Consider the following 14,794-nt stretch of genomic DNA (forward strand, 5'->3'; position numbering starts at 1 on the left):
GGTGTATGCCTCAGGAACTGCAGCTTGTGGCCTTTCAGCTTGCTCAGGAAGTGTACGGGGTGGATATCGCCCAGGTCCAGGAAATCATCAGGATGCAGCCCATCACCAGAGTCCCCGGAGCCCCCGACTTCGTTGAAGGGGTGATCAACCTCCGGGGCCGGGTCATACCGGTCATCGACCTCCGCAAGCGTTTCCGCCTTCCCAAAGGTGAAGAGACCAAGTCCACCCGTATCATCGTCGTTGACGTCCCCCCGCACACGGTTGGGATGATTGTGGACAGCGTCGATGAGGTCCTCCGCTTGAGCGAAGACAAAATTGAACCGCCCTCGCCCCTTATTGCCTCCATCGACACCGAGTACATCAAAGGGGTGGGAAAACTCGAAGGAAAACTCCTCATTCTCCTTGACCTTGCCAAGGTCCTGACCAAAGAGGAGAAATACGCCCTTGAGGACCTGAAGGGGACGCTGGAGAAGGCCTAAAGAGCAAGCTTCTGGAGCTCCAGGATTTTTTCGGTTCTCCCAAGGACAATCAGTGTGTCCTGGGGACCAAGGCGAGTGTCGCCCTGGGGATTGAAGAGGAAGCTCCCTTTTTCTCTATCCCTGATAGCCACAACGAGGATGCCAAACCTCTCCGGGAGGTTGGCCTCCCCGAGGGTTTTCCCGCAAAGAGGCGATTGCGACTGGATTTCGATTTCCTCGATGGCGAGGTCCAGCGTCTCACTGCGAAGGAGAAGGTCGAGGAAGAATGAGGCTTGGGGTCGTAAGGCTGCGGCAGCCAGGCGCAGTGCACCAATTTTCTGGGGACAGATGACGTAGTCAGCACCGGCACGGCGGAGGATTTCCACGGATTCGGGGGCAATGGCCCGGGCCACAATCCGAAGGTGTGGATTGAGATGCCTGGCGGTGAGGGTGATGTAGACGTTCTCCGGGTCGCTCCCCACGAGAGCCAGAAGCCCCCGGGCCCGCTCGATTCCTGCCTCTTTAAGGATTTCCTCCTGGGTGGCGTCACCTTCAAGGAAAGGAAGGTCAGGGTGCAGTAGCATCGCCCGTTCGATTTTCTCCCGGTCTTTCTCGATGACCACGTACGGAACGCGGGATCGGACGAAGTACTCCACCACCTCACTCCCCACCACCCCGCATCCGCAGATGATGAAATGCCCCCTGATGGTTTTGAGCATCCGCTTCACCTCCTGCCTTCGCCAGTATTCACCGAGTTTCCCCTCAGAAAGTAGCCGCACGAGGGAGGACACACCGTACGTCACGGTGAGCACCCCTGACCCCACAATGCCGATGGTAAAGGTTCGTCCCGCAGGGCTTAAGGGACGGATCTCTCCGAACCCTACGGTGGTCAGGGTGATAACTGTCATGTAGAGGGCGTCGAAGAAGGGCCACCGCTCGATGAGGACGTACCCCAAACTCCCTCCAAGGACCAGGCCCAGAATGATCCCACCAAGGATGAGAAACTGCCGGATCACGGCGTATCCGTTTCCCGCTGAAAATCGAGAGGATCAAAGGCTTCCTCTTCGTCGAAGAGGCTCTCACTTCGCTGGGGTTTGTCGAACCCCGAGAAATTCACGGCTACAAAGAGGTCCCCTTCAGGATCGGAGAACGAAAGCTCCAGGCTGACACAGTCCTCGATGTTCCGGCGCAGGAAGTACCGTTTCTCCGTAAGGGCTCCCTTTTCGGGGGAGTACACCCCCTCAATCCCCAGGGACATTTCCTCGCTTCCTATGCCGATGCCAAACGTCCAATCCCGGAAAGCCCCGGCGTTCAAATCGTACCGCCCCCGAAGGCGAAGGAAGCTCTCTTCTGTGTTTCCCAGGAGGCACTCAAAGGTGAGGGTGGACTCTCCTGTAGGGTCGAAGAAGAAGGGGGACGCCTCCCCTTCTACGAAACGCCACCGGAAGCGGGCCCAGAACTCCGGAGAGAGGTTCTTTTCCCAGAATACCTCTGCACCCCACCGCATGGTGTGCTCTCTGCTCCCAAAAAGCGTTCCCCACCCAAAGACAGTAGCACCGGCGTTTTCTCCCTTCAAAGAGAGGCTCAAGCGGGCGTCGCAACGGGTGTCCTGCACGGTTTCGGTGGCGAAGTACCCGTAGCTCAGTTTGCCCGAAAGGGCAAGGGAACCTCCTGCGGCCTTTTCAAAGGAAGCCACAATCTGGGGAGAGCGGGAAAGGGTGTGCGAGTCGACCTCCTCGTTGTGGATGCTCAGGAGAGACAGAGAGAAGTCACCGCTTCGTAGAGTAGCCACTGTTCCGAATGAGTCCTCACCTGAAAAACGGGTATCCCAGAAGGCCCATCCGGTGAAGGAATCCCCCGCAAAAACGAGGTCCGTCTGGAACTTTTGCCCTCTCCGGCTCCCCAGGGTGTACCGGGCAAGGAAAAGTGCCTCCGGGGATAGGGCGTACTCGTAGCGGAAACCGGTGTACCACCCTTTCTCCCGGGAAAAGCCAAAAGCAGGAAGGAGGAACCCTCCTTTTTCGGCGAAGGTTCGGGTGTACCAGGGAATTTCCAGGATTTTCTTCTCACGAACGTACAGGGCAAGCCCCTTGATGACCACTTTCCCCTCAGGAAACACTGTCGCTTCTTTCGCTCGAAGGCTCACAAGGGGCGGTTCTCTCCTGCATCCCGTGCAGAGAATGCCCTCTCCGCGCCAGGTTCCTGCTGTGTACTCCAGACGTTTCCCCCGAAAGAACAGCTCCCCCCTTTCCCCGAGGGCGTACGTGAGGGAAGCGTTTTCCACAAACCCCTGACGTCGGGCAAAGGAGTACTGCAGTACCTCTCCCCGTACTTTCGCGCTTCCCCAGGAGGCCTCGAAAGGCGTGTCGACGAAAAGCTCAAGTGCAGGAATAGAGAAACGGATGTGCTCAGTGGTGAGGGCAAAATCCCCCCACGCCACCGTTACTCCCCCCAGGGCCTCAAGGACCTTGCCGGCCTCATCATACAGGAGAGTTGCCGCTTTGATGTGGATACCCTCCCTGGCAAAGAGGAGGGGTGTCCACAGAAAGAGCAAAGCTACTGTCCACGCTGCCTTTTGAGCTCTTCGAGGCGCTCCTGGACCCTCCTCTCCTCTTCCTCGAGTTGCCTCAGGTTCTCCTCAAGTTGCTTTTTCCGGTACTCCAGGTCCTTCAGACGTTCCTCAAGGCGGAGGATTTCCTCTTCGAGAACGGGTTTCCACTCCGGCCGGGAGAAGTCGGGAGGAATGTAGGGGTCATCAAAGCGAAGCTCAACCTCATGGGCGAAGAGCGAGGCCTCGGGCGAGAGTTGACTCAGGTGGAGCACGATGTACCTGGTTTCAGGAGTGATGAAGGGATTGCCGTCTTTGTCAAAACGGGGGAAGTAAATTTTTCCAGTGAATTCCCGGAGAATCTTTTCCTCAAACCCCCTGTCGTAGTCGGCAGGGAAAATCTTGCGACCTCTGTCGTCCACAAGGTAGGTGTTCTGGGCAAAGCGCAGAGGGTAGAGGGGAGCCCCCTTGAGTTTCTTCAGGGTGACCTCGAAGACGAGGTACCGGTTGAGACGTTCTCGCTGGATGAAGTCCCGATGGTATGCGAGCTCCTCTTCAGAAGAGAGGAAGTTCTCCTTGCCGTACTTTGCCACCCAGGCCTGGGTCACCTCTTCGTTCCAGAAAAGGGCCGAAACGGCAAAGCTCTCCCGGACGGTGATCGAACGGGTCCACCGGGCCACCGTATCTTTGTAGATTTTCTCGTAGTCTCTGGTTTCCGCTTTTGCGGCAGAAAACCCAAGACACAGGACACCGAGAGCGAGAAGGACACTCGTGGCTAAGCGTCTCATGGCTCACCTCTCCTTACCATTCTTCGAAGGGTTGTACTTCGATTTCCACCTGGGGAGCTGGAGTAACCTCGGGGGAAACCTCCCCGGTTTCGGGGAGTTCCTCAATGCCCTCGCTCTCCTCAGAAATCGAGGGGAGAGGAGTGGCCGGCGGGAATGCCTCCTCAGTCTTTTCGACATGCGGAACCTCTAAGGGTCCTGCGACCTCCCGGTCTTCCGCAACCTCAAGGTAGAACTCTTTCCCCTTTTCTACTTTCGCCGGTTCCCCCTGGACGAAGACTCCGGCAACGGCTCCCACGGGGCCAAAGATGGCGAGTCCAGCGATGCTTGCTCCCACCGCGTACGCCAGGGCCTTGTTCTCCTGGATGGCCCGCTCGCCCATGGTGAGGGGGATGGGAGTTCCATCAACGGCCTCCACGGTCCCAAAGTCGATTTCAATCCGCCCTGGTCTCCCGAAAGCCCCCCGCCGGCGGACTTTCACGATTCTACCCTGACCCCGGGTGTTTTTGGCGATGACCAGCACCCCCTCAATCCGCACATCCTCTAAGACCACGTAAGGCACCGGGTCCCCCGCCTCGTTCCGTTCGGAGTTGAGCTCGGTCTCCAGAGCCACCTTCACCAGGGTTTCTCTGGGGACGAGGACGGTGAAGCTTGCGGCTTTTGTGGGGTCCACACAGGTCCGGTAAAGCCGGTCCACCCGAGCACCGATGGGGTCGCTACTTGCCACACCGAAGATCAGGCGTTCCAGTTCCTCGAGTTCGGCAAGGAGCACACCGCTTTTGGGCGGTTCTGAACGGAGGGTGAGGCGAATGGCCCGCATTTTGAAGGCCAGAGAGGGCTCATCTTTCGTGCCGTCGAGAATGAAGGTTTTCAGCCGCCCCACCCGCTCCATGAGTGTCCCGGAAAGAGTATCTCCGGTGAGGTCTTTCTCAATCTTCTCCACCCGGACGAGGACACTGCCGCTTTGGGGCGTCCCGTAGAGGACTTTCTCCATTTCCTCAAGGTCCCGCACGATTGGCGAGACCACCGTTCCCTCCTGGGCGTGGGCCAGAACTCCCGAAAAAAGGAATACCCAGAGCACCGTAAGGCCAAAAACCCTTCGCATTATGCGTCACGCTCCTTTGCTGTCCACGCTCTTTCCTGAAGCTCCTCAAAAGCCACCACCCGGTTTCGTCCCCTCTTTTTAGCCTCGTACAGCGCACGATCTGCCCGGGTGAAGAGGTCTACGGCGCTTCTTGCGTGTTCCCGGCCGCAGACGCCGCAGGAAACCGTCACCACTTTGGCTATCGGGCTTTTGGGGTGAGGAAAAGACCGTTCCTCGACGTTTTTCCTGAGGCGCTCAGCCACCACCAGACCCTCCTCTTCCCGGGCGCCGAAGCAGAGGACCACGAACTCCTCTCCACCGAAGCGGGACACGAAGTCCCCACCCCGCACAGAGCGCAAAAAAACCTGGGCAAGGGACTGCAAAAGCTCATCTCCCCTGTGGTGTCCGAGGGCGTCGTTGTAGTGTTTGAAGTGGTCGATGTCGATGACGATGAGGGCGTAAGGGGTCCCGTAGCGGAGGTGATTGGCCTCTATCTCCGCAAGGCGCTGGTCAAAGGAACGGCGGTTGGGAATACCGGTGAGGGCATCAAAGAAGGCCAGATGTTCCAGCTCGGCGGTGAGCTCCTCGAGTTTGCGGTTCTTCTCCTCAAGTTCCCGCAGGTACCTGCGGAGCTTCGCATGGGTCCTGACCCGGGCTAAGAGCTCCTGAGGGTGGATGGGCTTGACCAGGTAATCGTTCCCTCCCACCTCAAAACTCCTCACCCTGGCGTCCTGCGTCTCGAGGGCGGTGAGGAAAATGACCGGTAGGTGGGCAAGCTCAGGATGCATCCTGAGCTTGCGGCATAACGTGAACCCATCGGTGTCTGGAAGGACGACGTCAAGGAGCAGAACATCGGCCGTTTCAAGGTCCTTGCAGGCCAGAAGTGCCCGGCCATCGGGAAGGGTCGTCACGGTGAATCCTTCCCGCTCGAGGATGTCTTTCACGAGGTAGCGGATGAACTGGGAGTCGTCGACAACAATAACTTTCCCTTCCGTGTCACCCATGCATGGCGCACCTTTCTGGGGAACATCCCGGATATGATGAGAGGGAGGAGAGGGTTTCGTCCTCTTCCTCGCAGCGAACCGTGGCCGTCTCCGGGGTCCATTTGCCGCAGCGGCTGCCCCAGAGGGCTTTCACCCGGTCGTCTTCCTTGAGGACCACGATCTCGCAGGCGTTGGGGCAGTCGGTGCAGATGAAGCTCCGGCTTTTGAAGTTCCGTTCCACAACTGAGAATCCCTGGAAGGCCGTTTCCTGAGGGGCGTATTCCATGGCGAGAATTGCCGCACCCCATGCCCCCATGACGCCGTGCTCTGGAGGGACGATGATGCGCTTTTTCCCTCCGAAGAAGTCCCGGAAGGCCTGCACCATTCCCTGGTTGGCGGCCACACCCCCCTGGAAAACGATGGGGTCTTCAATCTCCCGTCCTGAAGCGAGGTTGTTGATGAAGTTCCGCACCAGGGCCTCGCAGAGCCCTTTCACAATTTCCGCTTTCCCAAAGCCTAACTGCTGCTTGTGGATCATATCCGACTCGGCGAACACGGTGCAGCGCCCCGCAATCCGAACCGACTGCCTGGCCTGGAGGGCGAGTTTCCCGAACTCCTCAATGGGGACGTTGAGACGAACCGCCTGGTGCTCCAGGAACGACCCGGTTCCGGCAGCACAGACGGTGTTCATGGCAAAGTCCTCGACGACGCCGTTGCGGATGATGATGAGCTTCGAATCCTGTCCACCGATTTCGAAAACCGTCCGCACGTCGGGGACCCGGGTGATGGCGGCCACGGCGTGGGCGGTGATTTCGTTTTTCACGATGTCGGCGCCCACAATGACCCCGGCCAAGTGCCGGGCGCTTCCCGTGGTGCCCACACCCCGAATGACCCCTCCCTGGGGCATGTGGTGCTCGATGTAGCGCAGACCCTCTTTCAAGGCGGCGATGGGGTCGCCGCTTGTCCTGAGGTAACAGCTTGCCAGGATGCGCTTCTCTCTATCCATGAGCACGAATTTTGTGGTCACCGAACCCACATCAACTCCGAGAAAGAGATCCATTCCGTTTCAGCCCCCGTTTTTTCTCCTGTTTTCTCCGCTCCAGGACATCCACAAAGGCCTCCACCCTGGTGACGAGCCCTGCCTCTCCTGAGTGCTCGTCGATGGCCAGGTGGAGCACCGGAAGGTCGAAGTCCCGGCTCACTGCCTGGAGCACCCCTTTGGCCACAATCTCTGGCATGCAGGTGAAAGGATACAGGTGCACCACCCCGTCAAAGCCCTCCCGGGCGTAGCGGATGGTGCTCCCTACGCTGTCGATGCCCTCTCCCCCCACAAACCGCTTGAGGTAGGGTTTTGCCAGTTCCCAGGCTTCGAGTTTCTCCCGGGAGCGGGTGAGAGGCCGAAAGGTGTGGAGGACGTACTCCACCGTTGAGACCGAATTGTGGACGTAGACTCCAAGATCGCCGAGGAGTTTTTCCACGTTGAAGTTCACCCGCGTCTCCTGGGCAATGTACACCTCCCCGACAATCCCTACCTTCAGGAAGTCCTTTCTCCCATTCCGGGGGAGGGCGTTGAGTTTCTCCAGGGCGCTCTTTCGAAGCGCCTCGAGTTCTCCGAGAGTCTTTACTTGTCGCAGGGCTTCAAGAGTTCCATCGATGACCCGGTCGAGTTCCTGGGGGTCTTTCACCTGGCAGCGCAGTGCCCGCCGGTGGGCTTCGAGTTCTTCGGTGAAGCGCAGCACCGCAAAGCTCAGGCGAGCAACCCGGACGATTTCGGGCAGCAACAGCCGCCCCCCCGTCATGGCCCAGAGGGCCGAGAGAAACGACCGCACTCCATACCGGGGATGGTCTAAAAGGACAAACCGCACCCTGTACCCCAGGTCTTCAAGAATGATTCGCTGGATCTGCCCGTAGTATCCGAAGCGACACGGCCCCACGCCCCCAACCATGAAGATGGTGTCGGCCCCCTGCTCAATGGCCTCGATGAAGTTGCCCAGGGTCACCTTCAGAGGAAAACAGGCATTTTGAGGCGCGAGTTTCACCCCGATTTCGATGGTCTTCTGGGTGATTGGAGGAGGTGGAACGATCTCAATCCCCAGACTGGGGTAGAGAATACCCAGGGCTACGTCAAGGTGCAGAAGGTGTGGGAAGGTAGCTCGCATGGTGGGCGTTCCTCCACTCCATCATGTCCACAAAGGCCTCAAGGCGCGTCACGAGTCCTGCTTCCCCAGTGTGCTCGTCAATTTCCAGACGCAGGTACGGGAAGGATCGCTTCTCCCGCTTGATGTACCGTTCGACGACCTCGCCAACCAGGGAATCCGGCCCGCATTCAAAGGAGACGAGGTGCACAAAGCCCCGGACGTTCTGGTCTTCCTTTTTGAGGAACGAGAACGCCGTACCCACGATTTCGTTCGAGATGGTCCAGAAACTCGCCTTGGGAAGGATGGCGAGGGCCTTCCGTACGGTCCTTTCGGGGACCATATCCGGGGTGACCACCGAGTATCCAAGGTCGTGGATTTTCCGTACGATGTTCATGTTGATGTAGCTATCGCCAAGGAGGTACGGGTGCCCCAAGAGCACAACCTGTTTTTCTCTTCGGGGGAGCATGGGACGATGGTCGATGAGATTTTCAGGAAGGAATCCTTCCTGGAGCTTTCTCCGGTACTCCTGGTGGGCCTTTTCTGCCCGGTTCAGGGCCCGAACGATTTTCCGGTCATCCCGGGTGAATCGCCGCCCGATGGCCAGAAACCCTTCCCACCATCCCCGGATTCCCCGTTCCCGCATGTTGATTTCCTCGTCGATGATGGCTTCGCTTCTCACCTGAAAGAGATTCCGCACGAGATCAGGAAGCCCCAGGATTTTGGGGCAGTTGTACTCGTTTTTACGAAAGCTCACCATCCGGGGGATGAAGAGGGCATCGACTTTCCCAAGAAGAGCGTACGCATGCCCAAGGAAGACCTTCACGGGGAAGCAGATTTCCTCAACCCCGTACACAAGGCCGTGCTGGATGATGGCCTTGTTCGAGGGCGGGGAAACCACCACCTCCACCCCGAGTTCCTCGAGGAACGTTTTCCAGAGCGCAAAAAAGCGGTAGAACAGCAAACCCCGGGGAATGCCGACACGCATACCTCTTCCTCCCAATGGTGACGCTACTTTATTATACCGTAGAACCAAGAAAAGACAAAAAGACTTCCCGGAGCCTCTCGAGTTCCGCGATGCTCACGCACTCTCTCTCTGAGTGAGCGAGGGCGAGATCCCCCGCGCCGAAGACCACGCTTGGAACCCCACGCATGGCAAGATACGTCGCGTCGGTCCAGGAGGGCATCCCCGCGTACACCACGCCCCTTGCGTCGACCTGTTCCAGGGCATTTCTGAGACGGACGACGACAGGGTTTTCGGGAGCAATGGAAAACGAGGGGTTCGTGTCGAGGAATACCACCTGTAGGGGGTACCGCCTGGTCAGGGCTAAGACTCGCTCTTTGACCTCCTCAACACCGTATGGAGGGGGGAAGGGAAGCGCGCACTCGAGCATACAGCGCTCCGGAACAACGTAACTTGACTCGCCCCCCTCGATTTTCCCCAGCATCAGACGGAGGGGAGGGACGAAGAGGGGATGCTGAGCAAAGGAAGCCACGATATTCTCGCATTCCCGGGCCACCTCCATGGCCAGCGCGATGGCGTTCTGCGCCGCATGAGGGTACGCCCCGTGGCCACTCAGGCCTTCGACGAAGAACCGCACCTCCACGTCTCCGGCCAGGGCCACGCAGAGGCTGAAACTCGTAGGCTCAAGGACCAGAGCGCCCTCAAAGGGCCTGTGGGGTTCGAAATGCCAGGAACCTGCTCCTGTGGTTTCTTCCTCAGAGAAGAACACGAGCTCTGCGGGGCTTGTGGTACGCTGCACGGCATCAAGGAGCGCCGCAATTTGCCCCCGCGTGTCCAGGACTCCGGCACCGAAGACAAAGCCATCCCGCACGGTGCAATCCCGCTTTCTTCCGGCGTAGTGCACGTCCACGTGGGTGGCTATGAGGAACGGCGAGGTCCCCCGCCGGGCGTAGAGGTTCCACTTCCCCGGGTCGTACTCCTGCCAGTGGAGGTCTTCGAACCCGCAGTCCTCAAGGAACGAGGCGATCCACTGGAGCACCGGGAATTCCTCACCGCTTCCTCCGCCCAAAAGAAGGAGCTTCTCCAGAATCTCGAGGAGATACAGAGACCGTCACCTCCTTCACCATGCGGACCCACTTCCCGTACTGGCCGGATTTCTGGAAGCCCCGCCGGAGGTAAAACTGAATGGCGCTGTCGTTTTTCTCTCCCACCCACAGGCCAATCTTCGTCCTCCCGGATCTCTCGAGGTACTCCAGGGCATGGGTGAACAGGGCGCTACCAATGCCCCTTCCCTGGAAATCCGGGTCCACCACGAACTCGTGGACCTCCCCGAAGAGTTCCCCGTCCTCCCACCACCGGGAATGCACGCCGATGAATCCGGCAATGCGTTCCCCAAGGCGGGCCACGAAAAACCCCTTTGGGTCCCCCCGCCACAGCCAGCGGATGTACCCTTCAATGCGCTGGGGGAGATGGTACCCGTATTCGGGAAGCACAGCATAGGCTCGCTGGTAGAGGGAGACGAGTGCCGGCATCGCTTCCTCGAGTTCTTTTTCCGTGAGGGTCGTGATGCAGAGCTCCTCCATAAACAATCCACATCACCATTATAGAAAGCCTGCCCGAAAAAGTACACACCCATTTTCATCGGGGTTCAGGCGTTTAAAGATCTTTCGGGCGATTTCGCTTTCGAGGGCAAAGAGGTACGCCTCAAGGGGTTCTCTGTGGTGGGCAAAAAGGAGCGGAGCTGCATTCCACACCGCATTGCGAAAGGATGGTCTCTCCAGGATGCCGGGGAGTTCCCGGTCGAGCACAGCTTCAAGGGCAAAGGACACCCCGGATGCCTCGAGGGCTTCTTCAAGAAGGCGGCGGAAAAGGTCGGGGTCTTCCGGGGCAATGACCTTAAGGAGCACAGGGAATCCTGGATGCGCCGAGAGGAGGTAAAGCGCTCTCCAGTCTTCCGGGAAAGAAGGTAGGGATTCCGGGTCGCGACAGGAAAACCCAGACGGTAGCCACCGATGGCACGGGCAAGGAGGATATGGAAGGAAGGATCGGAGTCCCCTTCTGGAACCCCCGGGAGTAGCACATGGAAGTCCACTCCCCGGCGGTGGAGTTCCTCGGCAAGGAAAAAGTGCGCTTCAAGAGGGAGTTTTTCGAAGGATACGCCAAGGTCAAAGGGAATGTCCTGGCTTTCGAGGAACGCGAAACCCTCCTCCAAGATGTCAAGAAGCGGCAAATAGGCACAAAGCATTCGCAGGCAGTGCTCTTCAGGGAAGGAGAGCACGGAATCCCGGGAGAAACGAAAGCCCCGGTCACGGTAACGCTTCCAGGCCTCTTTTTCCCGGGAAGAAAGACGGAAGAAAGCCTCTTTGAGCCGTGCTCTTTCCCAGGTGAACACCTCTTTCCTTACGTGTCCTTCGCCCTCGAGGACGTACACCGTGTACCCCAGAGACGACGTTTCTTTGAAGGACTGCCAGGCTTTCCTCCACCGTACCCCAGGGGACTTCCCCGCGGAGCGTTGTGGGGGTGATTTCCGGGATGTCACTCCGCAGGCAAAGGGCATGACCCAGGGTGAAGGGGAAAACGGAGGGTCTTTTCCTCTGAAAGCCCAGGGTCACGAGCTTCCCTTCAAAGGGAGGTTCTTCCAGGGAGAGGACACCGAAGTACTGAGCCTCCCGGGATTTAAGGGGGAAGCACCCGGTCTTTTCCGGAGAACACAAAAGAAAGACAGAGTTCCTGTTCCAGACGTTCGGCAATCTGGCGAACGCTCTACCCTATTCCTCAACCATCCTAAAAGGTGAGGTGCTCTATGACCGGAATACCTTTCTCTTCGAGGATGTTCTTTGCCGTTTCGAGATCCTCCACCCGCAGCACGACGTAGGCCCGGTCGCCTTTTGGCGAAACAAAGGCGTAGAGGTACTCGATGGAGATTCCGGCCTGCGTCAAGACTTCGACGACGTCGCAGAGCCCTCCGGGACGGTCCTCCACCCCTACGGCAAGGACCTCAGTGAGCGTGGCGGCAAAATTTTCCTCCTTGAGCCTGGTGACAAGGTCCTCGGGGTGCTCCACGATGAAACGCAGAACGCCGAACTCCGCCGTATCGGCTAAAGACAGGGCTCGAAGGTTGACATTCCACTCCTTGAGTTTTTTGAGCACCGCGTAGAGACTTCCCGGCCTGTTCTCGAGGAACACGGAAATCTGCTTCATACCATCCCCTCTTTTTTCCGCAGATCCACGACCCGTCTGGCTTTCCCTTCGCTTCGGGCCAGGGATTTGGGTTCTAAGAGTTTCACCTCACAGTGGACGTTGAGCTCGGCCTTGAGACGTTCCTCAATCTGCTTTTTGAGACGTTCCAGGACTTTTACTTCGTCGGAGAAGAACTGGGGTGCCACCTCTACCTGGACCTCGAGAAGATCGAGGTAGTTCTCCCGCTTGACCACAATCTGGTAGTGGGGCTCAACACCGTCAAAGCTCAGAAGGACGCTCTCGATCTGCGATGGGTACACATTCACCCCCCGGACGATGAGCATATCGTCGGTGCGGGATGCCACCCGCTTCATGCGCACGAGCGTCCGGCCGCAGGCGCACGGCTCGTACATGAGGGCAGAGAGGTCTCCAGTGCGGTAGCGAATGACGGGGGTACCCTCCTTGGTGAGGGTGGTGAAGACGAGTTCTCCCACCTCCCCGGGGGGCAGGACCTTTCCCGTCTGGGGGTCGATGACTTCGGGAAGGAAGTGGTCTTCGGAGATGTGGAGACCACACCGCGCCTCACACTCAAAGGCCACTCCAGGCCCGATGACCTCGCTGAGCCCGTAGATGTCACAAGCCCTGATGGGGAGTTTCCGCTCGATTTCCACCCGCATTTCTTCCGACCAGGGTTCAGCCCCAAAAATCCCGAGGCGGAGCTTCGTTTTCCCCCACTCAACACCGTTTTCCCGGGCGACTTCGGCGAGGTAGAGGGCATAAGAAGGAGTGCAGCAGAGCACTGAAACCCCGAAATCCCGCATGATTTGGATTTGTCGAAGGGTATTCCCGGTGGACATGGGGACAACGGTGGCGCCGAGTTTCTCCGCCCCATAGTGAACGCCAAGGCCCCCTGTGAAAAGGCCGTACCCGAAGGCCACCTGGATGACGTCTTCCGCTGTGACCCCACAGCCACACAGCGTCCGGGCCATGAGCTCGGCCCAGGTGTCGACGTCCTTTCTGGTGTAGCCGACGACCGTTGCCGTCCCAGTGGTTCCGGATGAGGAGTGGATGCGGACGATGTTCCGCATGGGTTCGGCAATGGCCCCGAAGGGATACGCCCGCCGGAGGTCGTCCTTCGTTGTAAAGGGGAGAGACTGAAGGTCCTCAAGGGAGCGGATGTCGTACACGTTCACCCCAGCGTCCTCGAGCTTTTTCCGGTAGTACGGGAGGCTGTGGTATGCCCGGATGAGGACCTTTTTGAGGCGGTTGAGCTGGATTTTCTCCATCTCCTCTCGGGGCAAAAGTTCGAAATATTCATCCCAGAACGTAGGCGTCACCCCCTTCCTTTTTTCACTGTGTACAATACAATAAAGACAGCGAAAAGGGAAGAGGAGAAAGGCAGGAGTGGGAAGATGCAAGAGCTCCGACTCATCTGGAGAAACGGGAAACTCGTGGACTGGAAGGAAGCAACAACCCACGTTTTGACCCATGCGCTCCATTATGGGACGGCAGTCTTTGAGGGCATTCGCTGCTACAAAACACAGAAAGGCCCGGCCATCTTTCGCCTCAAAGAACACGTACGACGTCTCTTCGACTCTGCCCACATTATTAAAATGACCATTCCTTACACCCCTCAGGAAATCGAAGAGGCCGTCGTGGCAACCGTGCGGGCAAACGAAGTCGAGGAGTGCTATATCCGCCCGGTCGTTTTCCGGGGGTATGGCGAGATGGGGGTAGACCCAAGCCGCTGCGAGGTGGACTGCGCCATTGCTGCCTGGTGCTGGGGAGCCTATATGGGGGATAAGGCCCTGAAGGAAGGGATTCGAGCCAAGATTTCCTCCTACGTCCGCATTTACGTCAACTCCGGTTCCCCCCGGGCCAAAACGAGTGCGAACTACCTCAATTCTGCCCTGGCGAAACTCGAGGCCAAAGAGCTCGGGTACGACGAGGCCATTCTCCTTGACGCCCATGGCTTTGTGGCGGAAGGAAGTGGGGAAAACATCTTCTACGTGAAGGACGGCGTCCTTTACACGCCGCACCCCTACTCCATCCTCCTTGGGATCACGCGCGACACGGTCATGCGCCTTGCTGGAGACCTTGGCATTCCCGTGCGGGAAACCCTCTGCACCCGGGATGACCTCTACCTTGCGGATGAGGCCTTCTTCACGGGTACTGCGGCGGAAATCACGCCCATTGTGGAGATTGACGGACGGAGGATTGGCGAGGGGAAGCCTGGGCCCGTCACCCGGAGACTCCAAGAGGTGTTCTTCCGGGTGGTCCGTGGGGAGGAAGAAAGGTATGAACACTGGTTGACCTATGTCAACCCGTAGAGAGGAGGAAGGAATATGTGCTACGTGGGACCGCTTTCGGGAGCCATCATCACCTCGATTCTCTGGAAGCGGACAAAAAGCCTCAGGATGTTCTGGCTCAACCTGCTCTTCTGGGGAGGGGCACTCTTTGGGGTCATCGACCACCTTTTGAACGGTGAGCTCTTCCTCATTTCGGAGGACGTCTCCCGGGACCTTCTCATCGGTGGCGTGATCACCGGCGCCATCCTTGCTGCATGGGGTGGCGTGCTGTACCTTATCCGGAAGCGTCCTGAGCTTTTGAAGACCCTCTCATCCTAAGACGTTCTGCCCCGGGGTTCCGGGGCAGGC

The 14,794-nt window shown here is 58.4% G+C and carries 16 protein-coding genes and 1 pseudogene; 3 read left to right on the plus strand and 14 right to left on the minus strand.

The window, feature by feature from the left end; all coding sequences use genetic code 11:
- Positions 1–5: 5 nt before the first annotated feature.
- A complete protein-coding gene (locus ACP6EK_RS03110; RefSeq protein WP_438317746.1) occupies positions 6–479 on the plus strand; it encodes a chemotaxis protein CheW in 474 nt (157 codons plus the stop codon).
- On the opposite strand, the gene ACP6EK_RS03115 is transcribed toward ACP6EK_RS03110, so the two are convergent.
- The 14 genes and pseudogenes from ACP6EK_RS03115 to ACP6EK_RS03180 form a co-directional block, all read right to left on the minus strand.
- Positions 476–1,474, minus strand: coding sequence for a potassium channel family protein (locus ACP6EK_RS03115; protein WP_438317749.1), 999 nt, complete (start codon positions 1,472–1,474; stop codon positions 476–478). The two genes, ACP6EK_RS03110 and ACP6EK_RS03115, sit on opposite strands and share 4 nt — an antisense overlap.
- Entirely contained in the window at positions 1,471–3,012 is a 1,542-nt protein-coding gene (locus ACP6EK_RS03120) for a hypothetical protein (RefSeq protein ID WP_438317752.1), read from the minus strand. Before ACP6EK_RS03120 ends, ACP6EK_RS03115 begins: the two co-directional genes overlap by 4 nt.
- Before the next feature lie 2 nt (positions 3,013–3,014).
- Complete coding sequence (locus ACP6EK_RS03125; RefSeq protein WP_438317755.1) at positions 3,015–3,794, minus strand: hypothetical protein; 780 nt, start codon at positions 3,792–3,794, stop codon at positions 3,015–3,017.
- A 13-nt stretch (positions 3,795–3,807) separates the two neighbouring features.
- On the minus strand, positions 3,808–4,896 hold the full coding sequence (locus ACP6EK_RS03130) for a hypothetical protein (protein ID WP_438317758.1): 1,089 nt from the start codon (positions 4,894–4,896) through the stop codon (positions 3,808–3,810).
- The gene (locus ACP6EK_RS03135) at positions 4,896–5,879 is read right to left on the minus strand and encodes a diguanylate cyclase (protein WP_438317761.1); all 984 of its coding nucleotides are present in this window, start codon (positions 5,877–5,879) and stop codon (positions 4,896–4,898) included. The genes ACP6EK_RS03130 and ACP6EK_RS03135 overlap by 1 nt, the downstream gene beginning before the upstream one ends.
- Positions 5,872–6,918, minus strand: a complete 1,047-nt coding sequence (locus ACP6EK_RS03140; protein ID WP_438317764.1) for an acyl-CoA dehydratase activase — start codon at positions 6,916–6,918, stop codon at positions 5,872–5,874. The genes ACP6EK_RS03135 and ACP6EK_RS03140 overlap by 8 nt, the downstream gene beginning before the upstream one ends.
- Positions 6,896–8,017: an acyl-CoA dehydratase activase-related protein gene (locus ACP6EK_RS03145; RefSeq protein WP_438317767.1), complete on the minus strand. Its 1,122-nt coding sequence runs from the start codon at positions 8,015–8,017 to the stop codon at positions 6,896–6,898. The genes ACP6EK_RS03140 and ACP6EK_RS03145 overlap by 23 nt, the downstream gene beginning before the upstream one ends.
- A complete protein-coding gene (locus tag ACP6EK_RS03150; RefSeq protein WP_438317770.1) occupies positions 7,983–8,981 on the minus strand; it encodes an acyl-CoA dehydratase activase-related protein in 999 nt (332 codons plus the stop codon). The genes ACP6EK_RS03145 and ACP6EK_RS03150 overlap by 35 nt, the downstream gene beginning before the upstream one ends.
- Positions 8,982–9,012: 31 nt before the next feature.
- Entirely contained in the window at positions 9,013–9,996 is a 984-nt protein-coding gene (locus tag ACP6EK_RS03155; protein WP_438317773.1) for a M20 family metallopeptidase, read from the minus strand.
- A 10-nt stretch (positions 9,997–10,006) separates the two neighbouring features.
- Positions 10,007–10,540 (minus strand): GNAT family N-acetyltransferase, encoded by a 534-nt coding sequence (locus tag ACP6EK_RS03160; protein ID WP_438317776.1) that lies wholly within the window; start codon positions 10,538–10,540, stop codon positions 10,007–10,009.
- Positions 10,541–10,558: 18 nt separating this feature from the next.
- Positions 10,559–10,864, minus strand: a complete 306-nt coding sequence (locus ACP6EK_RS03165; protein WP_438319024.1) for a hypothetical protein — start codon at positions 10,862–10,864, stop codon at positions 10,559–10,561.
- Positions 10,865–11,085: 221 nt separating this feature from the next.
- Positions 11,086–11,514: pseudogene (locus ACP6EK_RS03170) on the minus strand (tagaturonate epimerase family protein); the annotation flags it as partial.
- 227 nt (positions 11,515–11,741) lie between these two features.
- Positions 11,742–12,158: an ACT domain-containing protein gene (locus ACP6EK_RS03175; protein ID WP_438317779.1), complete on the minus strand. Its 417-nt coding sequence runs from the start codon at positions 12,156–12,158 to the stop codon at positions 11,742–11,744.
- The gene (locus tag ACP6EK_RS03180; RefSeq protein WP_438318857.1) at positions 12,155–13,423 is read right to left on the minus strand and encodes a phenylacetate--CoA ligase family protein; all 1,269 of its coding nucleotides are present in this window, start codon (positions 13,421–13,423) and stop codon (positions 12,155–12,157) included. Before ACP6EK_RS03180 ends, ACP6EK_RS03175 begins: the two co-directional genes overlap by 4 nt.
- Positions 13,424–13,549: 126 nt before the next feature.
- Here ACP6EK_RS03180 and ilvE point away from each other — a divergent pair, with 126 nt between their 5' ends.
- Positions 13,550–14,467: a branched-chain-amino-acid transaminase gene (ilvE, locus tag ACP6EK_RS03185; protein WP_438317782.1), complete on the plus strand. Its 918-nt coding sequence runs from the start codon at positions 13,550–13,552 to the stop codon at positions 14,465–14,467.
- A 15-nt stretch (positions 14,468–14,482) separates the two neighbouring features.
- Positions 14,483–14,764 (plus strand): hypothetical protein, encoded by a 282-nt coding sequence (locus ACP6EK_RS03190; RefSeq protein ID WP_438317785.1) that lies wholly within the window; start codon positions 14,483–14,485, stop codon positions 14,762–14,764.
- The last annotated feature ends 30 nt before the right edge of the window (positions 14,765–14,794 follow it).

Source organism: Candidatus Caldatribacterium sp. SIUC1 (assembly GCF_051549785.1).
GTDB lineage: Bacteria > Atribacterota > Atribacteria > Atribacterales > Caldatribacteriaceae > Caldatribacterium.